The sequence below is a fragment of the Jiangella gansuensis DSM 44835 genome (assembly GCF_000515395.1).
GTDB lineage: Bacteria > Actinomycetota > Actinomycetes > Jiangellales > Jiangellaceae > Jiangella > Jiangella gansuensis.
Genome location: NZ_KI911782.1, coordinates 4,388,209 through 4,412,801, shown reverse-complemented (window position 1 = coordinate 4,412,801; position 24,593 = coordinate 4,388,209). Strand labels below are relative to the sequence as shown.

General features: G+C 70.6%; 22 protein-coding genes and 3 pseudogenes. 13 read left to right on the top strand and 12 right to left on the bottom strand.

Annotated elements, in window-relative coordinates; translation table 11 throughout:
• Nucleotides 1–135: 135 nt before the first annotated feature.
• The 3 genes and pseudogenes from JIAGA_RS35785 to JIAGA_RS36220 form a co-directional block, all read right to left on the bottom strand.
• The gene (locus JIAGA_RS35785; RefSeq protein ID WP_026877133.1) at nucleotides 136–528 is read right to left on the bottom strand and encodes a cadherin repeat domain-containing protein; all 393 of its coding nucleotides are present in this window, start codon (nucleotides 526–528) and stop codon (nucleotides 136–138) included.
• A gap of 183 nt (nucleotides 529–711) precedes the next feature.
• A pseudogene (locus JIAGA_RS36225) lies at nucleotides 712–942 on the bottom strand (hypothetical protein); the annotation flags it as partial.
• Between the two features lie 8 nt (nucleotides 943–950).
• Nucleotides 951–1,109 (bottom strand): annotated as a pseudogene (locus JIAGA_RS36220) (DUF1593 domain-containing protein); the annotation flags it as partial.
• A 36-nt stretch (nucleotides 1,110–1,145) separates the two neighbouring features.
• Here JIAGA_RS36220 and JIAGA_RS36215 point away from each other — a divergent pair.
• Nucleotides 1,146–1,346: pseudogene (locus tag JIAGA_RS36215) on the top strand (3,4-dihydroxy-2-butanone-4-phosphate synthase); the annotation flags it as partial.
• 66 nt (nucleotides 1,347–1,412) lie between these two features.
• Here the strand turns inward: JIAGA_RS36215 and JIAGA_RS0120705 are convergent.
• Nucleotides 1,413–2,042, bottom strand: a complete 630-nt coding sequence (locus tag JIAGA_RS0120705; RefSeq protein ID WP_026877132.1) for a VOC family protein — start codon at nucleotides 2,040–2,042, stop codon at nucleotides 1,413–1,415.
• Between the two features lie 139 nt (nucleotides 2,043–2,181).
• Between JIAGA_RS0120705 and JIAGA_RS0120700 the strand changes: the two genes are divergently transcribed.
• From JIAGA_RS0120700 to JIAGA_RS0120690, 3 genes are read left to right on the top strand one after another with little or no spacing between them, the layout of a single operon-like run.
• Nucleotides 2,182–3,189 carry a zinc-binding dehydrogenase gene (locus JIAGA_RS0120700; protein WP_051426334.1) on the top strand — a complete coding sequence of 336 codons (1,008 nt, stop codon included), beginning with the start codon at nucleotides 2,182–2,184 and terminating at the stop codon, nucleotides 3,187–3,189.
• On the top strand, nucleotides 3,186–4,739 hold the full coding sequence (locus JIAGA_RS31320; protein WP_051426333.1) for a class I adenylate-forming enzyme family protein: 1,554 nt from the start codon (nucleotides 3,186–3,188) through the stop codon (nucleotides 4,737–4,739). Before JIAGA_RS0120700 ends, JIAGA_RS31320 begins: the two co-directional genes overlap by 4 nt.
• Complete coding sequence (locus JIAGA_RS0120690; protein WP_026877130.1) at nucleotides 4,736–5,155, top strand: PaaI family thioesterase; 420 nt, start codon at nucleotides 4,736–4,738, stop codon at nucleotides 5,153–5,155. Before JIAGA_RS31320 ends, JIAGA_RS0120690 begins: the two co-directional genes overlap by 4 nt.
• A gap of 1 nt (nucleotide 5,156) precedes the next feature.
• Here JIAGA_RS0120690 and JIAGA_RS31315 read toward each other — a convergent pair whose 3' ends face one another.
• Nucleotides 5,157–6,095, bottom strand: coding sequence for a LysR family transcriptional regulator (locus JIAGA_RS31315; RefSeq protein ID WP_035814806.1), 939 nt, complete (start codon nucleotides 6,093–6,095; stop codon nucleotides 5,157–5,159).
• 83 nt (nucleotides 6,096–6,178) lie between these two features.
• Between JIAGA_RS31315 and JIAGA_RS0120680 the strand changes: the two genes are divergently transcribed.
• Nucleotides 6,179–7,264, top strand: coding sequence for a PLP-dependent cysteine synthase family protein (locus JIAGA_RS0120680; RefSeq protein WP_026877129.1), 1,086 nt, complete (start codon nucleotides 6,179–6,181; stop codon nucleotides 7,262–7,264).
• A 15-nt stretch (nucleotides 7,265–7,279) separates the two neighbouring features.
• Here JIAGA_RS0120680 and JIAGA_RS0120675 read toward each other — a convergent pair whose 3' ends face one another.
• The 7 genes from JIAGA_RS0120675 to JIAGA_RS0120645 form a co-directional block, all read right to left on the bottom strand.
• Nucleotides 7,280–7,975 (bottom strand): SDR family NAD(P)-dependent oxidoreductase, encoded by a 696-nt coding sequence (locus JIAGA_RS0120675; RefSeq protein ID WP_026877128.1) that lies wholly within the window; start codon nucleotides 7,973–7,975, stop codon nucleotides 7,280–7,282.
• A 44-nt stretch (nucleotides 7,976–8,019) separates the two neighbouring features.
• Complete coding sequence (locus JIAGA_RS0120670) at nucleotides 8,020–9,516, bottom strand: sodium:solute symporter family protein (protein WP_026877127.1); 1,497 nt, start codon at nucleotides 9,514–9,516, stop codon at nucleotides 8,020–8,022.
• A 10-nt stretch (nucleotides 9,517–9,526) separates the two neighbouring features.
• A complete protein-coding gene (locus tag JIAGA_RS0120665; RefSeq protein ID WP_157553363.1) occupies nucleotides 9,527–9,799 on the bottom strand; it encodes a hypothetical protein in 273 nt (90 codons plus the stop codon).
• Between the two features lie 285 nt (nucleotides 9,800–10,084).
• A complete protein-coding gene (locus tag JIAGA_RS0120660) occupies nucleotides 10,085–10,666 on the bottom strand; it encodes a precorrin-6A/cobalt-precorrin-6A reductase (RefSeq protein ID WP_026877125.1) in 582 nt (193 codons plus the stop codon).
• A gap of 153 nt (nucleotides 10,667–10,819) precedes the next feature.
• Nucleotides 10,820–12,544 (bottom strand): DUF885 domain-containing protein, encoded by a 1,725-nt coding sequence (locus tag JIAGA_RS31310; RefSeq protein WP_051426331.1) that lies wholly within the window; start codon nucleotides 12,542–12,544, stop codon nucleotides 10,820–10,822.
• A 6-nt stretch (nucleotides 12,545–12,550) separates the two neighbouring features.
• Nucleotides 12,551–14,824, bottom strand: a complete 2,274-nt coding sequence (locus JIAGA_RS0120650) for a S9 family peptidase (RefSeq protein ID WP_026877124.1) — start codon at nucleotides 14,822–14,824, stop codon at nucleotides 12,551–12,553.
• A gap of 26 nt (nucleotides 14,825–14,850) precedes the next feature.
• Nucleotides 14,851–15,981 carry a serine hydrolase domain-containing protein gene (locus JIAGA_RS0120645; RefSeq protein ID WP_026877123.1) on the bottom strand — a complete coding sequence of 377 codons (1,131 nt, stop codon included), beginning with the start codon at nucleotides 15,979–15,981 and terminating at the stop codon, nucleotides 14,851–14,853.
• A 205-nt stretch (nucleotides 15,982–16,186) separates the two neighbouring features.
• On the opposite strand from JIAGA_RS0120645, the gene JIAGA_RS0120640 reads away from it, so the two are divergent.
• The 8 genes from JIAGA_RS0120640 to JIAGA_RS0120605 are packed head-to-tail and all read left to right on the top strand — an operon-like array spanning nucleotide 16,187 to nucleotide 24,537.
• A complete protein-coding gene (locus JIAGA_RS0120640) occupies nucleotides 16,187–17,743 on the top strand; it encodes an ABC transporter substrate-binding protein (RefSeq protein WP_084469866.1) in 1,557 nt (518 codons plus the stop codon).
• Nucleotides 17,744–17,746: 3 nt separating this feature from the next.
• Nucleotides 17,747–18,688, top strand: coding sequence for an ABC transporter permease (locus JIAGA_RS0120635; RefSeq protein WP_026877121.1), 942 nt, complete (start codon nucleotides 17,747–17,749; stop codon nucleotides 18,686–18,688).
• Nucleotides 18,685–19,566: an ABC transporter permease gene (locus tag JIAGA_RS0120630; protein ID WP_051426330.1), complete on the top strand. Its 882-nt coding sequence runs from the start codon at nucleotides 18,685–18,687 to the stop codon at nucleotides 19,564–19,566. Before JIAGA_RS0120635 ends, JIAGA_RS0120630 begins: the two co-directional genes overlap by 4 nt.
• Entirely contained in the window at nucleotides 19,563–20,558 is a 996-nt protein-coding gene (locus tag JIAGA_RS31305; protein ID WP_169738906.1) for an ABC transporter ATP-binding protein, read from the top strand. The genes JIAGA_RS0120630 and JIAGA_RS31305 overlap by 4 nt, the downstream gene beginning before the upstream one ends.
• The gene (locus tag JIAGA_RS0120620; protein ID WP_026877119.1) at nucleotides 20,555–21,385 is read left to right on the top strand and encodes an ATP-binding cassette domain-containing protein; all 831 of its coding nucleotides are present in this window, start codon (nucleotides 20,555–20,557) and stop codon (nucleotides 21,383–21,385) included. The genes JIAGA_RS31305 and JIAGA_RS0120620 overlap by 4 nt, the downstream gene beginning before the upstream one ends.
• Complete coding sequence (locus JIAGA_RS0120615) at nucleotides 21,382–23,082, top strand: CocE/NonD family hydrolase (protein WP_026877118.1); 1,701 nt, start codon at nucleotides 21,382–21,384, stop codon at nucleotides 23,080–23,082. Before JIAGA_RS0120620 ends, JIAGA_RS0120615 begins: the two co-directional genes overlap by 4 nt.
• Complete coding sequence (locus tag JIAGA_RS0120610) at nucleotides 23,079–23,888, top strand: SDR family oxidoreductase (protein ID WP_084469864.1); 810 nt, start codon at nucleotides 23,079–23,081, stop codon at nucleotides 23,886–23,888. The genes JIAGA_RS0120615 and JIAGA_RS0120610 overlap by 4 nt, the downstream gene beginning before the upstream one ends.
• A 16-nt stretch (nucleotides 23,889–23,904) precedes the next feature.
• On the top strand, nucleotides 23,905–24,537 hold the full coding sequence (locus tag JIAGA_RS0120605) for a GntR family transcriptional regulator (protein WP_026877116.1): 633 nt from the start codon (nucleotides 23,905–23,907) through the stop codon (nucleotides 24,535–24,537).
• Nucleotides 24,538–24,593: the final 56 nt, after the last annotated feature.

Genomic DNA, 24,593 nt, shown 5'->3' with positions numbered 1-24,593 from the left:
GCCGGAAAGACCACAAGAGGATGCCGCAAGCCGGCAGCCCATCATGCCGCTAGCACAGCCGACCCATGGCGCTGGTCCAGCCATTTCGGAATCGGCCGGGCCGCGAGCGCCTTTGCGGCCCGGCCGATTCAGGGATCAGTTCTGGGCACAGCCGCCCGGACCGCTGCGTCCCACCGCGTCGCGCTGATCGGCGACGGTGACGACCACCCGCTGGTAGTGCGTCAGCGCAGGAGAGCCGTCGTCGGTGGCCTCGAGGATCAGGTGGATGGTCTGGCCGGGCTGTGCGTCAGCCGGCACCCTGAACCGAGCGGTGCCGGCGCCGGTGGTCTCGAGCTCGACCGTGCCAGGATACGTTCCGGCCTCCCGGTACTGCCACCACGTCAGCGTGACCGCATCACCGTCGACATCGCGAGCGCGCGGCGTGAGCACGACGGGTTGGCCCGGGCGCCGGGTGATGTCCAAGCCTTGGGCGACACAGGCCTGCGGCTGATGGTTGGTGTCGTCGACGCCCTTGACGGTCCACAGCATGCGGGCGGCGAAGTCGTTCTGGATGGCGGAGAACCAGCGCGCGGCGGCATAGTCGCGCGGCGTGGCGCCTGTCTCGTCGGCGTCTTGTGCGCCTCGGTTCGTCCACCGGTTGGGGTCGTCGGGGTCGACGACCTGCCGTCCGCCCCAGCCGCCCCAGCCGGGCTGTTCCCAGCTGCGCAGGCCGTTGTCGATGTGGAGCGCGAAGTTGGACGAATCCCCTTCGGAGATCCACGATCCCTTGGCTGCGGGGGTGTCCAGACGACGTACCCCATCTCGCGGAGTTCGTCTGCGGTGTAGCCGGACAGTCCGAAGTAGTCTTCGTCGTCGAAGCTGGCGGCCATCTGCTTGCCGTCGCCCCAGACGCGATAGGAGGCGCCGATCGGGCCGACGTCGGAGACGTTGGCCTTGGTCCATTCGGTGGAGTGGTAATGCGCGTCTTCAGGCAGGACCACTCCGCGGGAGCCGTAGCCCCAGATCGATGTCGACACTTCGCGGTTCTGGATATCGGGCCAGTTGGGCTTGATGTAGTCGGTGAACGTCGAGTCCTGTTGACCCCAGCTCGTGATGACGGCCTTCTTCACGATCTTGTCGTAGATTGCGTCCCACTGAGCAGTGCCGCCGCACCCGGAGGCGTCACCCAACGCCCCGGCCACACAGAGGCGGCCGTAGACCTGGCACTACTCGCCGGCCTGCCTGCCATGGGCGTCATCGTCGAGATCGCCGGCGCCGACGGGGAGATGCTGCGCGGCCCAGACCTCGCCGCATTCAGCCGAGCGCATGCGTTCATCCAGACCTCGATAGCCGATCTCGTCGCGTACCTCGACGACCACCGCGCGGAAGCCGCCAACACCCAATAGCGCCCAAAACACCCCTTGAACCAGCGGTCAGCCGATCAGGACGTCGCCACGCGGGCTCCTCAGCACGGCGGAGATGCCTGGAGCCGTGCCCTGGACGACCTCCGCGACGCCGTCGAGACCCAGCGCCGTGAGAGCTTCGCTCACCTTGTCCGGCTCGGGGTGCCGCAACGTGAGCCCGGCCAGCGTCATGGACGACGACAGTCCCGACGCCGGATGCGGGCTGTCCAGCCAGTCGATCACAAACGGCACGACACCGTCGAAGCCTCCTTCCGGCGGGGTCAGCCGCCAGGTAAGGAGGGTGCCGTCGGAGGTGCGGCGGGACATTTCGGCCACGTCGCCCGGGTCGTACCCGCGGTTGCGGGCCGCCGCGACGCGCCCTTCGATGTCGTCGGTGCGTACCGCCCATCCGACGAGCGCGGCATCGGTCAGCCCGTCGACGCGCATCGGCCGCGGCCGGGACGGCTCGGGCTGGCCGCGGTCCGGTCCGAGCAGTTCCAGGTAGCGGCCGGGGCCGAGCCCGACCAGGTAGTTGTGCGTGCCGCGGCCTTCGTGGCGTCCGCCGTAGACCGGTGTCAACCCGGTCTGCACCGTGACATGTTCCACCAGTCGGTCGAGATCGGGCCCGGCCCACACCAGGTGGTCGACGTCAACATCCATGGCCTCACGGTAGCGACCCCACGCTGCCACCCACGAATAAGGCTGGCTTATGCGATGCCTAAACTATTGCCGTCTTGCTTTTCGTCCAGCGTGCTGGCCAGAGTGATGGGCAACGTCTCACAAAGCCGGAGGTCCTTCAGTGGTCAGCCACCCCACCAGCGGGCAGGACATGCGCGCTGCCGTCGTCGTCGAACGCGGCGGTCCCGAGGGCCGCGTCGTCCAGAGCCACCCGCGCCCGACGACCGGGCCGCGGGACGTCCTGATCCGGGTGCGCGCATGTTCGCTCAACCACCTCGACGTGTTCGTCCGCAAGGGCGTCGCCGGCACACATCTGCCGCTGCCCCACATCTCCGGTGGCGACATCGCCGGCGAGGTCGCCGAGATCGGTGCCGAGGTGTCCGGACTCGAGATCGGGCAGCGCGTCCTCGTGGACCCGCTGATCGACGGGAAGGCCCTCGGTGAGGACATGCAGGGCGGCCTGGCCGAGTACGCGGCGGTTCCGGCCGAGAACTGCATCCCCCTGCCCGACGACGTCGCCTTCGAGCAGGCCGCCGCTCTGCCAATCGCCTACGGCACGGCCCGCCGGCAGCTGATCACCCGCGGCGGGTTGCAGGCTGGGGAGACCGTCGCGATCCTCGGTGCGGCCGGTGGCCTGGGCACCGGGGCCGTGATGATCGCCAAGGCGGTCGGCGCGACGGTCATCGCGTGTGCCGGGTCGCCGGACAAGCTGAAGCGGCTCGCCGAGCTCGGTGCCGACATCATCATCGACAGCAGCGCCGACGACTGGGGCGCGCAGATCTGGAAGGTCACCGGCAAGCAGGGCGTCGACCTGATGGTCGACAACACCGGCGCCGCCACTTGGCAGCAGTCGATCCGCGCCACCAAGCCCGGCGGCCGGGTCGTCACCTGTGGCGCCACCAGCGGCTACGAGGTCACCCAGTACCAGCCCTACGTGTGGGTGCGCGAACTGGACATCCGCGGCAGCAACGGCTGGCGGCGCGAGGACCTCGTCGCGCTCCTGGACATGGTCCAGGACGGACGGCTGAAGCCGGTCATCGACCGGGTGCTACCGCTGGACGAGATCCGCGAGGCCGAGCGCCTCATCGAGGAACGGCTGGTCTTCGGCAAGGTCGTCATCACGCCGTGACCCTGCCCGACGTCGATACCAACCTGGCCGTCCGTCTCCTGCGCGGGGCCGCCGGCCACCCGGACCGGGTCGCCATCCGCCAGGGCGACCGGGCCATCACCTACGCGGAGCTGGACCGGTCGGTCCGGCACACCGGGGCAGTGCTGCGTCGCGCCGGCGTCGAGCCCGGGCACCGGGTCGCCCTGCTGTTCCCCAACGATCACCGATTCATCGAGGTGCTCCTGGCCGCGATCCGGATCGGCGCTGTCGCCGTGCCGCTCAACACCCGGGCCGGCACGGCCTCGCTGCGCCACGTGATGGCCGACGCGACCCCGGCGGTGCTCGTCACCCATCCCGAGCTCGGCGCCCGGGCCGCGGAGCTGGCCGGGACGTCCGGCACACCGGTCCTCGTCGCCGACGACGACTGGGCGGGCGAGGACCCGCCGGCGCGAGCCGCCCTCGCCGCCCACCCCGTCTCCCCCGACGACGTCTGTCTGCAGCCGTACACGTCGGGCTCCACCGGCGCGCCGAAGGGGTGCTTGCTGACCCACGGCGGCCAGTACTGGAATGCGTCGACCGTCGCTGAGGTGTGGGAACTGGACGACGACGACAGCGGCCTCATCACCGCGCCGATCTACCACAAGAACGCGATGATCTGCGTGGTCAAGCCCCTGTTGCTGGTCGGCGGCACGGTCGTCATCGGTGAGTCGCCCCGTCCGGCTGCAATCCCTGCCGAGGTCGAACGTCATGGCTGCACGTACACGACCGGTGTGCCGGCGACGTACGAGCTGCTGCTGGACAGCGGCGAGCACCAGAGGCACGACCTGTCGACGCTGCGCTTCGTGATCTGCGGCTCCGCGCCCCTCTCCGACGAACTCGGCCGGCGCTTCGCCGATGGGCTCGGCGTCCGGGTCATCGAGGCGTACGGGCTGACCGAGGGCGGCCCGCAGGTACTGATGAACCCGCGCACCGGCGAACCCCGCTACGGCTACGCGGGGCGGCCGCTACCCGGGTGCGAGGTCCGCCTCCTCGACATCGACGAGATGCCGGAGGACGGAGTGTCCGACGTTCCGGAGGTGCCCGTCGGGACCGTGGGTGAGATGTGGGTCCGCAACCCCGGCGTGACCGGCGGCTACTACCGCCTGCCCGCCACGACAGCGGCGCGGATCAGCCCCGATGGCTGGCTGCGCACGGGCGACCTGGCCATCGCTGACGACGATGGCTGGTATCGGGTCCTCGGCCGGGCCGACGACATGATGAACGTCGGCGGGGAGAACGTCTACCCGATCGAGGTCGAGAAGCTGTTGCTGACCATGCCGGGGGTTCGGCAGGCCGCCGTCGTCCCGGTTCCGCATCCGCAGAAGGGCCAGGTGCCCGTCGCGTTCGTGAAGGCCGACGGGCTCACCGAGGACCAGGTCAAGGCGTACGCGCTGGCCCAGGGCGCCCCGCACGCGCACCCGCGCCGGGTCTGGTTCGTCGGCGACCTCCCGCTGGGCGGCACCGGCAAGATCGATCGCGGCGTGCTCGTCGAGTGGGCCGCCGAGCGCATGAACCGAATGGAGACGACGTGACGAGTGGCGAGGTCGACCGTGAGCTGGTCGAAACCCTGCTGACCGGACCCGCATACCACCAGTGGCTCGGCCTGGAACTGCTCGAGGCCCGGCCCGGCGGCGTGGTGATCGGCATGGCCTGCCGGCCCGACTTCGGCGGCAACACCGACGGCACCTACGTGCACGGCGGCCTGCTCGCCACGCTCGCCGACATCGCCGGTGACTTCGCCCTGGTCACCGAGCTGGGATACGGCCTGCCCACCATCGACCTGCGGATGGACTACCTCCGCCCGGCCAAGCCCGACGACTACCTGCGCGCCACCGGTACGGTCGTCCGCAGGGGCCGGACGCTCGGTGTCGCCGACGTCGCCGTGACGAATGGTGACGGCCGGCAACTCGCCGTCGCGCGGGGACTGTACAGCACCGCGGCGCCGTGACTCACGTGTGGACCGGCACCGGGTCGAGAGCGTCCTCCGCGCGGAGCTGACGACTGACGGCGGCCAGTGCCTGCAACGTCTTCCGGACCGCGGGCACGGTCGCCAGGGCCGGCGTCGTGTAGGCACTGATCGCGCGGACGGGTGTGGGAGCGACGGATCGTAGTTCCAGCGTGCCCAGCCGGGTCGAGGACAGCATCAGGCCGGACAACAAGGCGACCCCGAAGCCCTCGGAGACCAGGCTGTGCACGGCCACGTAGTCGTCGGTGGAAAACCCGATCTCCGGCTCGAAACCGGCGTCTTGGCAGGCGTCCACCAGTTGACGACGGCAGCGGGGACATCCGGCGATCCAGCGCTCCCCGCGCAGCCGGCCGAACGCGATGGGCCGTTCGTCGCCGGCCAGCCGGTGTCCCTGCGGTAGCGCCAGGTGGAGCGGGTCGTCGCAGAGCGGAACCTGCAGCAACTCCGACGGCTCGGACTCGGGCGGGCGACGATACGTGTAGCCGATCACGATGTCGCACGATCCCTCGCGCAGAAGGTCCAGTGATTCGGGCGGCTCGGCCTCCACCAAGGTGAAGTGGACGCCCGGATGGTCACGGCCGACCATGCTCAGCGCCCGCGGCAGGATCGTGGCGCTGCTGCTGGGGAACGAGGCGAGCCGGACGGTACCGGTCTCGAGATCGGTGATCGCGGAGACTTCCTTGGTCGCCAGCGCCAGCCGCGCCAGGATGACCTCGGCGTGCTGCAGCAGGACCTCTCCCGCCTCGGTCAGCCGGGTCTTGCCGGGGTTCCGCAACAGGATCGGCGTGCGCACGGCCCGTTCGAGCGCCCGCATCTGCTGGCTCGCCGCGGGTTGGGAGAACCCGAGTTCACGCGCCGCGGCGGAGAGCGAACCCGTCGTGGCGACCTTCTGCAGGAGCTGGAGGTGACGGATCTCGATCATGCAGGCTCCCATAAGCAGTTCCAATACAAACGCTAACAAATATGTGTCTTCCTTTGAGATCGCCTCGGTGTCAGGGTGGCATCATGTTTGCGTCCGACCTCCCCGAACGTCGTTGGTTGAACGAGGCCTTGGCCCGGCTGGAGGCAGACCACAACCGCACCGGCGAGACTCACCTGCTGCGGTTCCCGTTGCCGCCGCAGTGGGGCGTGGACCTGTACCTCAAGGACGAGTCGGTGTATCCGACCGGCTCGCTGAAGCACCGGCTGGCCCGCTCGCTGATGCTCTATGGGCTGATCAACGGCTGGATCCGGGAGGGCACGACGGTCGTCGAGGCGTCCAGCGGTTCCACGGCTGTCTCCGAGGCCTACTTCGCGCGGCTGCTCGACCTGCCGTTCGTCGCCGTTGTCCCGCGCCGCACCAGTACGGCGAAGCTGGCCCTCATCGAGAGCTACGGCGGACGCTGTCACTTTGTCGAGGATGCCGCAGCGGTGTACGCCGAGGCGGCGCGGCTGGCGGACGATCTCGGCGGCCACTACCTCGACCAGTTCAGCCACGCCGCGGCGGCCAACGACATCGGCGAAGCTCCGGGGCTGGCGCAGTCGATCATGGACCAGATGCGGCTGGAGCGCCATCCGGTGCCGCGGTGGATCGTCGTCGGCGTGGGCACCGGCGGGACCAGTGCCACGCTCGGGCGCTACGTCCGACGACATCGGCTGTCCGCTGGCATCCTTGCCGTCGATCCGGAGGGGTCGGCGTACCACGAGGCCTGGCGCACGGGTGACCCGACGGTCACCACAGCCGGCTCGCGGATCGAGGGCATCGGTCGCCCCCGGGTGGAGCCGTCTTTCGTGCCCGGCGTCGTCGACCGGATGCTGCCGGTGCCCGACGCCGCCTCCGTCGCGGCAATGCTTCATCTGCGTCACGCGACCGGCAGCGTTGCCGGCCCGTCGACCGGTACCAACCTCTGGGGCTCGTTCCAGGTCGTCGCCGAGCTCGTGCGCGCGGGGTTGAAGGGCAGCGTGGTGACGCTGATCTGCGACCGCGGCGACCGGTACGCGGACACGTTCCACGACGACGCCTGGCGAGCGGAGCAGGGCATCGACCCGGGGCCGCACCTGACCGCGATCGAGGACTTCCTGTCCGGCGCACCGGTGCTCGAGCACGTGTGAACCCGTGGGCTCGCGCTATCGCCCGACGAGACCGCTGCCACCGTCGACCGGGAGGATGACGCCGGTGATCCAGGCTGCCTCGGCCGACACCAGGAAGGCCACCGCGGCGGCGACGTCCTCCGGCCGGCCCACCCGCCCCAACGGGTACTCGGCGGCGCGTCGCTCCAGCAGCGCGTGGTAGTCCGCAGGGTCCATGCCGCTCTCGATCCAGATCCGGCTCTCGACCAGCGAGGGCCGGACCGCGTTGACCCGGACACCGCTCGGGGCGAGCTCCAGGGCCAGCGCGCGGGTGAACGTCTCCACGCCGCCCTTGGCTGCGGCGTAGGCGCTCACGCCTGCCTGCGGGCTGGAGGCGATGGACGAGCTGACGGTGACGATGGAGCCGCCGCTGCCAGCGAGGGCCGGAGCGAACGCCCGGCAGGAGTACATCGTGCCGAGGAGGTTGACCTCGACCTGGCGGACCAGGTCGTCGGCCGTCGCCGTGGCGAGCTCGCCCCGGCCGACGATCCCGGCACACGTGACCAGCGCGTCCACCCGGCCGGTTTCGGCGAGCACGCGGGCGGCGACAGCGTCGACGGCGGCCGGATCGCTGACGTCCGCGCCGTACCGGGCGCTGGTGCGTCCGATCGGCAGTACGCGATAGCCGTCCGCCTCCAGCCGCTGGCACACCGCGCGGCCGATGCCGGCGGTCCCGCCGGTGACGACGGCCACCGGCGCAGCGTCTGCCGCATGGCGGGCTCCAGGGTCGGCGCCGGTCATGCGCGGAACCGGTCCGCGTCCTTGAACATGGCGAAATGGCGGTCGAGATGGTCCTGCGGAGGCGGGGTCGTGACCAGGCTGCCGCCGACGAGGACCAGGACGCCCACGACGCCGGCCGGAAGTGCCGGGTTCCAGCCGCCCAGGTCGAGCGGGATCCAGCCCTGGTACAGGCAGAGGAACAGGACCTCGGAGACCACCATCGACGCCACTGCCGCGGCCGCCGTGGCGCGGCGCCAGTAGAGGCCGGCCATCAGTGTCGGGAAGATGAGGAAGACCGCCGGCCAGGTGATGCCGAGGATGATCGAAAGGATCGTGCTCGGCCCGTAGAACGCCACCAGCAGTCCCCCGGCGACCAGCAGCGGCAGCATGACGCGAGTCGTCAGGGTGAGGAACCGGTCGGACTCGCCGCCGCCGCGCCGGTGCACGACCGGAGCGACGTATTCCTTGGCCACCATGGAGCTCATGGTGAGCACGATCGAGTTCGCCGTGCTCCCGGTGGCGGCGATGATGGCCAGGATGGCGATGAGCGTCAGCCACTCGGGAAGCACATCGATGATCATGGTCGGGTAGATGGCCTCTGGGGCGTCGAAGTCAGGAAGGGTGACGACACCGACCATGGCGATGTAGAAGGCGAAGATGTAGATGATCGCGGTGCCGATCGGCAGCGACAGCGCCATGAACTTCAGCGTGCTGTGATTGCGGGCCGCCATCCACCGCTGCTGCAGCTGCGGCATGGTGAAGTGCGCCGCAGCGAAGATGATCATCACCGAGATCAGGTACGGCAGGCCGAAGACGCCGTTGGGGCCGGGGACGGACAGCAGTTCGGCCGACTGGTCCTCGACGGCGTCCATCAGGTCGGCGAACCCGCCGGTGGCGGTGAAGACGAGGATCACCATGGCCGCGCCGAGCAGGATGTACATCAACGCGCCCTGCACCACGTCGGTCCACACCACGCTGCGGAACCCGCCGGACATCACGTAGAGGGTGACCACCACGGCGAGGAAGACCGCACCGGCCCAGTAGGGGATGCCGCCGCCGGTGACGGCTTCGAGGGTCAGGCCGCTGCCGCGGAACTGCGCGCCCATGTACGGCACCAGCGCGGCGATCATGATCAAGCCGGCGACCAGCCCGACGGACCGCGCCTGGAACCGGTCGGACAGATACTCGGTGACGTTGACGAAGCCGTAGCGTCGCGCCACCAGCCAGATCCGGGTTCCCGCGAAGTACAGGATCGGTCCGACCACGGCGGTGCTGACAACCTGGATCCACGGTCCGATGCCGTCGGTGTAGTACTGGCCCGTGATCCCGAAGTAGGAGAAGGCGCTGAACAAGGTGGCGGTCACGGTGAAGAAGGCCGGGACCTTCCCGAGCTTGCGGCTGCCGAGGACGAAGTCCTCCATCGTGCTGCTCGTTCCGCGGTGGCCCAAGTAGCCCAGGTAGACCATGACGCCGGCGAGGCAGCACAGGGCGATCCACATGGCGGTGACGGACATGTCCTGCCTCTCAGCTCTCGTTGCCGGACGACTGGGAGTTGCGCCTGACGATCTCGGCGTACGGATCCCAGCGATACGCGATCCAGGCCACGTAGCCGACGAAAGCCGCGGTCCACAGGATCCAGAAGAACAGCGACGCCGGGATCACCCCGAGGACGATCGGTTCGTGCTCGCCCTGAGGCCACGGCGAGACCATCAGGCCGGCCAGGACGAGGCCGACGACCACCGCGATGACACGGCGACGTCGGGTGCCGGGGCCAGCCGGCTGGAGATCCTCACTCACAGTGCGTGTTCCTTCCGCGCGGGCGAACCTGCTGGTCATGTCGGCGGGGCCGGCGTGTCCGGCCACGGTCGCACGGGTCTGCGGCCAAGGCAATCCACATGATGTTTAACTGTCCCATAGGCAGCGCTTATGCCTGGTCCTGGGGGCACGCGGAGCTGCCCGACCGACAGCGGATCGTTCAGTGCCCAGATCGCGTTCGACGTCCCGAACCGGTGGCTGAGGAGGGGCTCGGCGGCTACTTCTCCGCCCTGGCAGACGAGCGTCTTCGTACGTCGCTAAGCCAGGTCAGCGCCGACAAGGCGTCCGTAACGACAGGCTCGGCCGGCCGGCCTGTTGCGCCGCTGCCGGCCGCTCGACAGCTCCGGCCGCCGGATGATGATCACTGGGACGCCACAATGGTCGGGTGCTCTCCGGCTCCCGCGCCCAGCTCGGAAGTCGCGATTCCACGGACATCCGTCTCCGGTGGCTGATGGCTGTTTGCGTACCCAGGTCACCGAGCCGCCCGGCGTGATGCAACGGGTCCATCGCAATCAGAACGTTTCCGGGGTGTCTCGTTGCCTCGAACCCGGCCGCCTCGAACGAGGCCACCCAGGTCCATCGTGAGGAACCGGCTACGTCCCCGAACGACGGTGGCACCGCACGCAGCAGCGGCAACCCGGCGACGTCGCAGGCCGTCGCGACGGTGGCGGACACACCCTCGGCGTAGGGTTCCGCGGCGTTGATCACGGTGTCCACAGAAAATCGGCCGAACATCGTCATCAGCGCGGCCGGCTCGGGGTGACGATCGAACACGATCCCCTCGCGCTCACCGGGAGGGCCCTCATCGATCAGCCGGACGTAGTCGGGATCCCCGTGCTCGAATGCCATCACCAGGTCGATGGCGACCCTGGGTCGACCCGATGATCAGAGTCGCCATGGTCAACTCCCAACCCAGGGCCTGTCATCATCGATGACCACATCACTCTAGAACGATGGTAGGCCTACCTGTGGGGCCAGATAACGACAGCTAAGTCCAGTTGTTCAATGCCCCACTTTAGGCACGCGGTCGGCGGACGCAGGTTGTGCGCGTTCATCCGGGTAGGGCGGTCGGGTCTGGCCGGCGATCCAGCGGTGAATCTCGGTGGAGAGGACGGCGAGCGGGACGGCGCCGTTGCCCAGGACGGCGTCGTGGAATGCGCGGATGTCGAAGGCGGTGCCGAGACGCTCGCGGGCGGCCCGGCGCAGCGCGTCGATCTCCAGCCGACCGGTCATGTACGCCAGCGCCTGCCCCGGCCACGCGATGTAGCGGTCGACCTCGTTGACGACGTTCGGCGGCGACACGGCGCTGTTGGCGAGCATGAAGTCGATCGCCTGCTGCCGCGTCCAGCCGTGGTGGTGCAGGCCGGTGTCGACGACGAGCCGGCACGCCCGCCACGCGTCGCACGACAGCATCCCGAACCGGAACAGGTCGTCCGAGTACAGCCCCATCTCGTCGGCCAGTCGCTCGGAGTAGAGGCCCCACCCCTCGCCGAAGGCGGCGATGTAGAGGTAGCGGCGGAAGGCAGGCAGCTCGGTGAGCTCCTGCGCGACGGCGAACTGCAGGTGGTGGCCGGGCACGCCCTCGTGGAACGAGAGCGTCTCGTACTCGAACCGGGTCCGGGTGTGCGGCTGGTAGGTGTTGACGTTGTACTGGCCGGGACGCCCGTCGGCCGGCGGCATGTACTCCCCGATGACGGCCGCCGGCGCGACCACCTCGTTCATCGGCTCCACCACGCAGTCCGCCGACGGGAGCCGGCCGAACCAGTCCGGCAGCGCCGCCTCGGCCCGGGCCACGGCCGCCCGCGCGTCGGCGACGATGTCCTCGGCCGACGCGTAGCGCAACGCCGGATCGCTGCGCAGCTTGTCGACGATCGCGTCGAAGTCGCTGATGCGGAACACCTTCTGCCCCAGCTCGGAGAACTCCTCGCGCAGCTGCGCGCACAGGTCCAGCCCCAGCCGGTGCAGCTCCTCCGGAGTCCGCGCCGTCGTGGTGTGTGCCGCGACGGCGCGCGCGTACATCTGACCACCGTCCGGCAGGTGCAGCAGCCCGCTGCGCTCGTCCGGGCGGGCCGCCGCCAGCACCGGGCCGGACAGCGTCTCCAGCAGCGCCGAGAATGCCGGGCGGATGCTGTCGGTCACGAGTGCGCGGACGTCGTCCTCGACGCTGGTGCCCGTCGCAGGCGCCACCATCAGGTCGGCGTCGGCTGGCGTGGTGAGGTAGGCGTGCACCCTCTCGATCGTCTGCTCGACGCCGCGGCGGGTGGGCACGCGCCCGGACGCCACGCCGGCCGACGCGCGCACGGCGATGCCCTCCACGTACGCCCGGATCCCCTTCATCCGGCTCAGGTAGTCGCGTTCGCTCTGCGGGGTGCGCAGGTAGGTGTACGCCAGGGTGGCCAGCACGCCCGCCACGGGCCCGGCATGCCCGGAGACGGTGAACTCCAGGTGCCGGTCCACCAGTGGCGCCGCCTCCGAGCGGGCCGAGTGGATCAGCACGTCGCGGGTGACTCGGTCGTCGTCGCCGAGACTGTCGGCGGGGATCGCCTCGGCTTGCGCCGCCAGGTCCAGCAGCCGCTCGCCGGCGGCCAGCTCGGCCTCCTCGCCGAGGTCGGGGACACGGTCGTCGTACCCGGGAACACCGAAGACGGAGGCAGTGAACGGGTTGGCGGAGCTGGTGGTCTCCAGGTAGTCGTCAGCGAGACGCGCGATCGAGCCGGGTTCCGTCATGACGTTTCAACCTCCGTACTCAGCGAGCAACTCGGGGTCGGCGGGGATGTCGGCGATGCGGTAGGCCGGTGGCGTCTCGCCCATCAGGTGGCGCACGAAATGGTCCCAGCGCCGCCGCAGCCAGTACGCGGTGCCGATCATCAGGCGATGGTCGGCGTTGGGGACGACCAGTAGGTCGAAGTCCTTGTTCGCCTTGATCAGGGCGTCGACCAGGCGCATCGTGCCGTGCGGTGTGGCATTGTCGTCCATCTCGCCGTGCACCAGCAGGAGCTTGCCGGCCAGCTGCCCGGCATGGGTTCCGTTGGCCTGGCCGGCGAAGTCGAAATCGTCCTGCAGGCCGAAGAACTTCTCACCCCACCAGGCGTGGTTCAGCCGGTTGTCGTGGTTCCCGGCCGAGGACACCGCGACCTTGTAGAAGTCCGGCGCGCGGAGCATGCACCGGGTCGAGGCGTAGCCGCCGGCCGAGTGCCCGAAGATGCCGACCCGGTCCAGGTCCATCCACGGACGGGTCCGCGCGAGCTGCTCGATCGCCGCGACGTGGTCGTGGACATCGCTGTCGTCGCCGAGCCGAGCGGCGTCCTGGAACGCCTGGCCGCGCAGCGCGGACCCCCGGCCGTCGACCGCCACGACGACGAAGCCGAGCGCGGCGAAGCTTGCGGCGTTGCGCTCCCCCGTCAGGACACCGCCGGCCAGCGGGAAGCGCAGCGGCGCGGTGGAGATCTGCGGTCCGGGGTAGATCTCCTCGACCACGGGGTACCTGGCCGACGGGTCGAAGTCGTGCGGACGGTAGATCGCGCAGTAGAGGTCGGTGACGCCGTCGGCGGCCCTCACCACCGCCCGCTCCGGAGGCGTCCAGCCGGCCGCGTAGAGGGCGGACGCGTCGGCCCGCTCGAGCTCCAGCACGACGGCGCCGTCGCGGTCGCGCAGCACCGACACGGTCTCGACGTCGTACCGTGAGGCGTTGTCGACGAAGAACCGTCCCGACGGCGACGGCGCGCAGTCGTGGTCGAGACCGTCGGACGTGATCACGGTCAGCTCGCCGCCGTCGAGCGACACCGAGTACAGCTCCTGCAGGTACGGATCCGACCCTGGCTCGCGCCCGGCGCCGGTGAACACGACCCGCCGGGCGTCCTCATCGATCGACACGACGTGGCGCACCAACCAGTCACCGGAGGTCAGGGTCGTGACGGAGCCGTCGCGGCCGTACCGGTAGAGGTGGCCGTACCCGCTGCGCTGCGACCACCACAGCACCTCTCCCGTGGACAGGACCCGGATGTTGTTGTCCTGCTGCTGCGGGCCGTACAGGATGTGCGAAGTGCTGGTCTCCTCGACGAGCACGGTGACCGCGCCGGTCCTGGGGTCGAGCTCGTGCAGGCGGACGAGGTGGTCGCCACGGTCGCTGGAGAGGAAGTGCACCGTCGAACCGTCCGCGCTCCACCACAGCAGGTCGTAGGCGATGGCGGGGACGAGCGGGGCCAGGATCGGCTCGCACCTGGCCGGCGTCACCGCGCCCGTCGCGGCCTCGAACACGAGGAACTCCGTGGTGGGGACCTCCTCGTCGCCCACGACGGCGTAGCGGTAGGACAGCGGTTCCGGCCGCCCGCCGCCGGGCGGCGAGGAACGCAGCAGGTGCATGAGCCCGACGGCACGCTGGTCCAGCCGGTGCGTGACGAACCGGGTCGAGTCCGGCGACCACGCCACCAGCGGCGGCATGGTGAAGCCGAGGTTCTCCTGCATCACCAGCCCGGCGCAGGAGTCCGTCATAGTCGCGTAGTCGTGGGACTCGACGCCGTCGGTGGTAAGCCGCCGCTCCTCGTCCGTGGCGGTGTCGCGCAGGTAGAGGTCGTGGTCGCGGATCCCCACGGCCCAGCGTCCGTCCGGCGACGGCGTCTCGGCCGGGTGGGCCGGCCCGAGGATCGTCGCCGCGTAGGTGTCGAGGGCGACCTCGATCCGCCGCTTCCCGGCGACCACGCGCACCACGCCGTCGTGGCGCAGGTCGACGGAGAAGAACGGCAGGGCAGCCGCGTCGACCTCCTCGTCCAGGACGCGGCCGAGCGCGCGGGCCAGCCGCTCGTGGTCGAACGCCGGCCGTCTCGTCCCCGCCTCGGCGTCGACGACCACGAACCGCACGCCCTCGGCCGTCCTGGTGCGATACCAGAACGTCTCGGTGCCGGCGACCCACTGCGGCGTCACCCGTGGGGTGTGGACCAGCTCTTTCAGGTAGTGCGGCAGGAGACCTTCGGCGGTGGCGTACCGTGCTCGCAGGTCGGTCGTCGTCACAGCAACTCCTCGGGGAGGTGGGTCGGTTACTGACAGGCCCGGAGGAACCACTCCCGTTCGAGGGCATGCAGCTCGTCGCGCTCGACGAGCGCGCGGCGGCCTGAATACACCGTGGCGATGCCCACGCCGGCGCGGTCGTCGACGCCGGCGGACGCGAGGTAGAACAGCGTGGTCCCGCCGTGCCACCAGGCCAGCCCCTCCGGGTGCTCCAGCCCACGCCAGCCCAGCCCCTGGACGAAGTCGGGCAGGTCGCTCCCGTCGGGCATGGTGAACCCGCCGGGTACGGCGAAGTACTGCTTGCGGGCGCGGCGCATGGCCCGGGACAGGATCGGCATGCCATCGCCGGCGCCGCTGCCGGCGCCGGCAGCGAGGTTGGCCTCCACGAACGTGAGCAGGTCGGTCATCGTCGAGCGCAGCCCGCCCTGCGGGAGCATGACGTCGTGGTACCAGTTCGGGCACGGCTGCCCCATGGCGTCGTAGGCGTGCATCACCCGGCCCTGCTGCTCCGGTGAGAGCGTGTAGCCGGTGTCGGTGAGCCCCAACGGCGCGCAGACCGTCTCCTTCAGCAGTTGCTCGTACGGCCGGCCGGCCACGAGCTCCAGAATGTGTCCGAGCGTCCCCATGCCGATGACTGAGTAGGTCCAGCCCTGCCCGGTGGGGTAGATCAATTCGGCGTTCTCGAGGTCGGCGTAGAGGTGTTCCTTCTTGTAGCGCAGGTAGTGGGTGTACGTCGCGAACGGCGTCTCGGTGCCTCGCAGCTCCTCGTCGATGAGGGCCTGGTGGATCGCGCCGACGGAGCCCAGCCCGGAGCTGTGTGTGGCGAGCTGCTCGACGGTGATCGACGAGATGTGCGGCGGGAGCCGGAGCTTCTTCGGGAGATGCGCGCCGATCGGGTCGTCCAGACCGATCAGCCCTTGGGCCTCCAGCACGGCCAGGACCGTGGTCGAGAAGACCTTGGACACCGATCCGATCTCGTAGATCGTGTCCGTGTCAGGCAGCCGGGCCTGCTCGGCGCCCGGCGACCGGAGGCTGCGAACGTGGCGCTCACCCTGCACGGACAGGCCGATCATCAGCGTGGCTTCGGCGCGCGTGGCGAGGTACTCCTCGGCGTCCTTCTCGATGCCGGCCACCAGGCCGGGGAGGTCGACGGCGCTCAACGGCGCATCCTTTCACCTAGCGAAGTAGGCGCAGATTACCCCAACTATAGCGACCACGCTAGGCCGCGCCTGGTTCACTTGCTGACAGCGCGTTCATCGTTGACGGAGGCTTCTGGATAGTGAATTATGCCCAGATCGACTCTGTCTTCTAGGCACTAGAACGGCCGCAACTGGCTGTCTCTGGAGAGACTGACTGTCTCTGGGAATGAGGGTGATCCACGTCGCACGGAAGAGACGCACAGTCCTGGCCGCGGCCGCGCTGGCCCTCGCATCGTGCTCGGCCGGCGAGGCCCCCGAGCCGGTCTCGGCCGACCCGACGGCGACCCCCGCGACGGGCGGCACGCTGCACATCGCCGACGAGCGGGAGGCGCTCGGGCTGAACCCCTACACGGCGATCGACAACAACTCGGCACACGTCTTCGCCCAGATCCTCGAGACTCTGTTCCGGACCGACGAGGATGGCAAGGTCGTGCCCTGGCTGGTCGAGAGCAGCGAGGCGAACGCGGACTTCACCACCTGGACGTTCCGGCTCCGCGAGGGCGTCACGTTCTCCGACGGCACCCCGATGACCGCCGACGACGTCGTGTACAGCATCGAGACGGTGCGCCAGTCCGAGGCATGGGTGTCGATGTTCGCCGAGATCGACACGGTCCGGGCCACCTCCCCGTCGACCGTCGTGGTCACGACGTCGGTGCCCTCCCCCGCCCTGGAGGCCAGCCTCTCGCTGCCATTCGCCCCGGTCGTGCCCGCGAACCTCGCCGGCATGACCCCGGAGGAGTTCGGACAGCACCCCATCGGGACCGGGCCGTTCCGGCTGGAGTCGTGGACGAGCGGGCAGCGGATCACGCTGGTGCGCAACGAGTCCTACTGGGTCCCGGGGCGTCCCTACCTCGACAGCGTCGTCTTCGAGGCGGTGCCCAGCGACAACAACCGGACCCAGCAGCTGCGCGGCGGCGACCTCGACATCATCGCGACACCACCCCGGCCGCAGCTGGAGGCGCTGGACGAGGCGCCGGCCACCGTCGTCGGCGAGTTCGCCATGGCCTTCCCGAACTACCTGCTGCTCAACCAGCAGTCCGACGCCTTCACCGACCCACGGATCCGCGAGGCCGTCGACCTCGCGATCCACCGGGCCAACATCCTGGAAGCGGCGGGCGGCGGGGTGGGCGAGCTCGGCGGCTCCTTCCTCGCGCCCGCCCTGAACTTCCACGACGAGACGCTCGAGCCGGTCACCCGGGACCCCGGACGGGCGGCGGAGCTGCTCGACGCGGCCGTCGCCGACGGCGCGAGCCGGCGGTTCACCCTCTCGGTCGCCGCGGGCGGGACGTACGCGAACCTGACCGCGCAGATCATCCAGGAGAACCTCGAGGACGTCGGCTTCGACGTGACCATCGAGCAGCTCGACGGCGCGACCGTCCTCTCCGAGGTCGGCGCGGGCCGCTACGACGCCACCCTCTTCACGATGACCAGCGACATCATCGATCCCCTCGAGGTCATCGGCTTCTACATCGACCTGAACGCCCTCTGGACAGGCGGCGAGACGGCCGAGGTGGCCACCCTCCTCGAGGAGGCGAAGCAGGCCGTGGACCAGCAGGAGCGCAGCGAGCTCTACGCGCGGATCCAGCAGATCGTGTACGCCGACCGTAGCCTGGTCGTCCTCGGCTACCAGCCGTGGATCTGGGCCTGGCGTGCCGACGTCGTCGGCTACGAGGTCCCCATGACCGGCGTCCCGTGGCTGGCGAACACCGGATTCCGGGAGTGAGCGATGGCCTTCGCGAGGTTCTTCGTCAGCCGCCTGCTGCAGGCCGTGCCGGTCCTGCTCGGCGTGACGCTCGTGGTCTTCGTCCTGATCCACCTGGTGCCGGGCGACCCCGCCCAGACCGCTCTGGGACCGCGGGCGACCCCGGACGCGGTCGGCGCGCTGCGCAGCCAGTGGGGGCTGGACCAGCCGCTGCACGAGCAGTACCTGCTGTTCATGGAGCGGCTCCTCGGCGGTGACCTCGGCACGTCGTTGCGCTTCGGCCAGTCGGCCGGCGACCTGATCGCCGCCCGGCTGCCGGTCACCCTGTGGCTGATCGCCTACGCGGCCGTGCTGGCCTGCCTGTTCGCCGTGCCGCTGGCACTGTGGGCGGCGTCGCGCCCCGCGGCGCTGCGCGACCGGGTGGTCCGGGTCATCTCGGTCGTCGGCCTGGGCGTGCCGGGGTTCTGGCTGGGGCTGGTCCTGATCGAGGTGGTGTCGGTGAACTGGCTGCTGCTGCCCGCCGCGGGCGTCCAGCCGGGCTTCCTCGGTCACCTCGAGTCGTTGTTCCTGCCGAGCCTGACCATCGCCGCCGGGATGACCCCGCTCGTGGTGCGGAGCCTGCGCACCGAGGTGCTGCGGGTCACCGAGTCCGACTTCGTCACCACCGCGAGGGCCAAGGGGCTCACACCGCACCAGATCCGGATGCGGCACCTGCTGCGCAACGCGCTGGCGCCGTCGGTCACCGTGCTCACGGTGAACGTGAGCTTCCTCATCGGCGGCACGCTCGTGATCGAGCGGGTCTTCGGCCTGGGCGGGCTCGGCGACCTCATGCTGACCGGCATCGACGCCCGCGACTTCCCGCTCGTCCAGGCGGTCACGCTGGTGCTGGCCGTGCTGGTCGTCACCGTCAACATGCTCGGCGACCTGGCCCAGGCGCTGATCGACCCCCGCGTGGAGGTCCAGTGACCATCAGCAGCAGCCTGTCCCGTACCGGCGTGGCGTCGTGGTACGAGCGCCGGTCCCGTCGCCGCCGCTCCCCGCGCGGCGCCGACGCGTCGCTGGCGATCGGCGTCGCCATCGTCGGCGTCATGATGCTGGCGGCGCTCCTCGCGGGTGTGCTGTCGCCGTCCGACCCGATCCGCCAGGACATCCCCAACGCGCTGGCCCCGCCCGGCACGGACGGCCATCTGCTCGGGACCGACGCGCTCGGCCGTGACGTGCTGACCCGCATGCTGTACGCCGCTCGGACCGACCTGTTCGTCGCGGTGGGCGCCGTGCTGCTGCCGTTGGTGATCGGCGTCGCCGTAGGCACGATCGCCGGGTACCGGGGCGGGATCGTCGACCGCGTGGTGACGGGGGTGGTCAACGTCGTGTTCGCCTTCCCCGTGATGGTCCTCCTGATCGCCCTGGTGTTCATCCTCGGCCCCGGCATCCCCACGATCATCGTGGCGGTAACTCTGGTGAGCTGGGTCTCCTACGCCCGGCTGGCCAGGGACCTGGTGCGGCGGGAGCGCTCGATGGACTACGTGCTCGCGGCGACGGTGAGCGGGCTGCCGACGTGGCGCATCCTGGGCCGGCACATCCTGCGCAACATCATCGCGCAGCCGGTCACGTTCGCGATGTCCGACGCCGTCGCCATCATCCTGTTCATCACCGCGCTCGGCTTCCTCGGCCTGGGCGTGCCGCCGCCGGCGCCCGACTGGGGCACGATGATCGCCGACGCCCAACCGTACTTCACGACACACTGGTGGCTGGCGGTCTTCCCGGGCCTCGCCATCTGCGCGGCGGGCCTCGGACTGTCGCTGATCGCCGACGGTCTCTCGCAGAAGTGGAACGCCCAGTGAGCGGGCCGGAGCAGCACCTGCTCTCGGTGCGCGGGCTGCGGCTGCGCGTCGGCGACGAGGGGCACGACGTCGTGCGGGGCGCGTCGCTGCACGCCGCCCGCGGAGAGGTCGTCGGCATCGCCGGCGAGTCCGGGTCCGGGAAGTCGCTGACCCTGCGGGCGATCGCCGGGCTGCTGCCCGCCGGCGTCGCCGTCGCCGGCGGAGACATCGAGGTGGACCGGGTCGACGTGGTCAGGTCCGGCCCGAAGGCGCTGCGCAGGCTGCGCGGCCGGACCGTCGGCATGGTCTTCCAGGAGCCGATGACGGCGCTGAACCCGACGATGCGGATCGGACGGCAGATCGCCGAGGCGGCGCGGGCCCACGGCGACCTCTCCCGGTCCCAGGCGCGCGCCCGGGCGATCGAGCTGCTGGAGCGCGTCGGCTTCCCCGAGCCCGCGCGGCGCTACCGGCAGTTCCCACACCAGTTGTCCGGCGGGATGCGCCAGCGGGTGGTCATCGCGATCGCCCTGGCGGGGAACCCGTCGCTGCTGCTGTGCGACGAGCCGACCACGGCCCTGGACGCCACCGTCACGCTGCGGATCCTGGACCTGCTGACCGGCCTCGTCCGCGACCTCGGCATCGGGATCGTGTTCGTGACGCACGACCTGGGCGTGGCGGCGCGGATCTGCGACCGCATCGCGGTGATGTACGCGGGCCAGGTGGTGGAGGAGGGACCGACGGAGCAGCTGCTGCGCCGCCCCCGGCACCCGTACACGCTGGCGCTGCTGCAGGCCGTGCCCACGCGCGACCGCGACATCGACGGCCTGCGGGCGATCCCAGGCAACCCGCCGCAGCGCGGCGAGGAGCTGCCCGGCTGCGCGTTCGCGTCCCGCTGCGAGTACGCCGAGCCCGCATGCCGGACCGGGATCGAACTGGTCCCGATCGGCGCCGGCCGCTCGACCGCCTGCAGGCGTCATCCCCTGCTGGCAGCGATGGTGGGAGGGACACCATGAGCGAGCCCCTGCTCGACGTGCGCGACCTCGCGGTGTCGTTCGCCTCCGGGCGCGGCTGGGGCGGTGAGCGCGGCCGAATCCACGCCGTCCGGGGCATCGACTTCTCCGTGCACGCCGGCGAGGCGTTCGCGCTCGTCGGCGAGTCCGGGTCGGGCAAGTCGACGACGGCCAAGTGCGTCGTCGGACTGCAGAAGCCGACCCGCGGCTCCATCACGTTCGCCGGCGCGCCGCTGGACCCGGCGCGCGACCACGGACAGCGCCGGGCCATCCAGATGATCTTCCAGGACCCCTACAGCAGCCTGAACCCGCGCATGACGATCGGCGCCGCGCTGGTCGAGATCCTGCGCGTGCACCGCCTGGCCACGAGCCGCGACGCCGCGGTGACCCGAGCGGCCGAGCTGCTCGACCTGGTGGGCATGCCGCGCAGCGCCCTGGACCAGCGCCCCCGCGCCTTCTCCGGCGGTCAACGGCAGCGACTCGGCATCGCCCGGGCGCTGGCCGTCGACCCGACGCTGCTGGTCGCCGACGAGCCCGTGTCCGCGCTGGACGTCTCGATCCAGGCATCGGTGCTGCTCCTGCTGAAACAGCTGCAGCGCGAGCTGGGTCTGACCATGCTGTTCATCTCGCACGACCTCGCCGTCGTCAGGCAGCTGTGCGACCGCGTCGCCGTCATGGCCGGCGGGCTGATCGTCGAGGAGGGCACGGTCGGCCAGGTGCTGACCGAGCCGGCGGTGGACTTCACCCAGACCCTCCTCGCGGCGGCGACCGACCTGCCACCGCTGGACCTGGACCTCGAGCACCGGCAACCGAAGCGGAGGACCACATGAGGTACGGGACCCTCGGAGGTGCGCCGTTCGGAGCGTCGACCCTGGACCGCCCGCCACGCGACGTCTTCGACGCCTACCGGCAGGTCGACCTGAAGGCGCCGCGATCGTTCGAGGCCGGCATCCCGATGCGCGACGGAGTCGAGCTCGCGGCCACCGTGCACCTGCCGGCGGCTGAGGTCCTGCCCGCGCCCGCGATCGTGCGCGGGACCCCGTACGACAAGGGCGCTGGGATGCCGCAGGACGTCAGCCGGAAGGTCGGCGCCGGCTACGTGCACGTCCGGTACGACGTGCGCGGGCGCGGCAAGTCCGAGGGCCTTTGGCACCCGTTCACCATCACCGAGGCGCAGGACGGGCACGATGTCGTCGAGTGGGTCGCGGCGCAGGACTGGTGCGACGGCGCGGTCGGCGCCGAAGGGCTGAGCTACGACGGGTGGACCACCATGGCCACCATCAGCCAGAACCCGCCGCACCTGCGGGCGGCCACTCCGTTCTCCGCGGCCGGCCGGTGGCAGCAGGAGATCCCGTACACGTTCGGGTGCTTCCAGCTGTTCTTCGTGTGGTGGTGGGCGGGGGTCCGGCGCCGGATCATGGACTCCAGCATCGACGTGCCCGCCTTGTTCGACCTGCTGCCGGTCCAGGCGATGGGCGACGCCCTCGACACCGCCGGGCCGGGGTGGGCGGAGTGGATGGAGCACGACGCCCTCGACGACCTGTGGCGCGGCCGCCGCTTCGACGGCGCCTACACCTTCGACGTCCCGACCCTGCACGTCACCGGCTGGCACGACCGCGAGGACATCCAGGCCGCGTTCCACCACTACGAGCAGATGATGGCGCACTCGCCCGCCCGCGACCGGCAGTGGCTGCTCGTCGGGCCGTGGAGCCACGTGTCCTCGTACTACCCGACCAGCACGTACAAGGGCATCGAGTACCCCGGCGGGACGGTCGACATGGCCGGCATCCAGCTGCGCTTCTTCGACCGGTTCCTGCGCGGCGAGGACAACGGCGTCGACGACGAGCCGCGGGTGCAGATCTACGACCCCGGCGCCAAGTCGTGGCAGATCCGGCCGGCCTGGACCGGCGGCACCCGGAAGCTGAGCCTGTACCTGGGTGACGACGCCTCGCTCGGTGCTGCCCCCGGCGCAGCGGGGTCGCAGAGCTACGACTACGACCCGATGGCGCCCAACGGCCTGAGCGTCGACCTGGAGAACCTGCCGCTCGAGCCGGACCTGGACCTCGCCGAGCTCGAGGCGCAGCCCGGCGTCGTGTCCTGGACCAGCGCGCCGTTCGACGACCCCGTGACGATCCGCGGCTGGGGCGAGGCCGAGCTGTGGGCATCCACCGACGGCGAGGACACGGAGTGGCACGTGAAGCTCGCCGACGTCGACGAGCGCGGCCGGGCACTGTGCGTCGCCTGGGGTTGTCTGCGTGCGTCGCACCGCATCGACCTGGCGGCGCCGGAGGCCGTCACGCCGGGCGCGGTCGAGCGGTACTCGATCGAGCTCACCCCGATGTTCCACACGATCCGGCCGGGCCACCGGATCCGGATGGTGCTCGCCAGCTCGGAGTTCCCCTGGTTCGCCCGGAACCTCAACACGTTCGAGCCGATCGCCACCCAGGCCGAACCACGCGTGGCACACAACAGCGTCTTCCACGGCGGCGATCGCCCGTCGCGGATCCGATTGGAGATCGAGTCATGACCAGTGACACCACCGCCGCACCCGGCGCCACGGTGCTGACGGGCGCGTCCGCGCTCATCACCGGCGCCGCTTCGGGGATCGGCGCGGCCGCGGCCCGGCAGCTCGCAGCGGCCGGCGCGCGGGTCGTCGTCGCCGACCTGCAGGCCGGTAAGGGCAGCACTCTGGCCGACGAGATCGGCGGCGTCTTCGTCGAGGTCGACGTAACCCGCACCGAGCAGGTCCAAGCCGCGGTCGAACGGGCCGTCGAGCTCGCGCCGCTGCGCGCGGTGGTCTGCTCGGCCGGCTTCGCGCCGGCGCAGCGGACCATTGGCCGCGACGGTGAGTTCGCCTCGGCCCACGACCTCGAGCTGTACACCAAGGTCCTCGGGGTGAACCTGATCGGCACCTTCGACACGATCCGCCTCGCCGCCACCGCGATGAGCCGCAACGAGCCCGACGCCGACGGCGCGCGCGGCGCGATCGTGGCGTTCGCCAGCGTGGCTGCGTTCGACGGGCAGATCGGCCAGGCCGCGTACTCGTCCTCCAAGGGCGGCATCGTGGGTCTCACGCTCCCCGTAACCCGCGACCTGTCGGTCAGCGGGATCCGCCTCAACACCATCGCACCGGGTCTCGTCGACACCCCGATCTACGGTGTGGGTGAGAAGGCCGAGGAGTTCAAGGCGCGGCTGGGCCAGTCGGTGCTCTTCCCCAAGCGGCTCGGCCTTCCCGACGAGCTCGCCCGCATGGTGGTGGAGTGCCTGACGAACCCGTACATGAACGGGTCGGTGGTCCGCGTCGACGGCGGCGTTCGGCTCCCCCCGAAGTAGCCACGCCGTGACGTCCATGCCGGCCTTCGCCGAGATCCCCAAGAGGGAGGGCCTGCGGGTGAGCGTCGCCCGTGCCCTGCGCGAGGCCATCGTCTCCGGCGAGATGGAGCCCGGCACGGTGTACTCCGCGCCGAGTCTCGGGCAGCGCTTCGGCATCTCCGCGACGCCGGTGCGCGAGGCGCTGCTCGACCTGCTCGGCGAGGGGCTGGTGTCGGCGGTGCCGAACAGGGGGTTTCGCGTGGCCGAGGTGTCGGACCAGGACCTCGACGAGATCACCGACCTGCGGCTGCTGTTGGAGCCCCCCGCCATACGCCGCGTGACCGCGTCGATCCCCGGCCGGGACGTCCCCGCCCTGCGCGGCCTCGCCCAGGAGACCGCCGGCCGGGCGAGCGCCGGCGACCTGGTCGGCTACCACCATGCCGACCGGCGCTTCCACCTCAGGCTCCTCGGCTACGCAGGCAACCAGCGCCTCGTCGACCTGGTGTCCCGGCTCTGCGACCAGACGCGCCTGGCTGTCCTCGCCCCGCTCGCCGAGCACGGCGCGCTCGTGGCCGGCGGGGCACAGCACCTCGAGCTCGTCGACCTGATCGAGGCGGGCGACGGCGCGGCCGCCGAGGCGCTGATGGAACATCACCTCGTGCACCCGTAGGGACGCACGGCGCCGCCGAGCGCCGGCTGGCGCCTACTCCGCAGGTGCGTCGACTG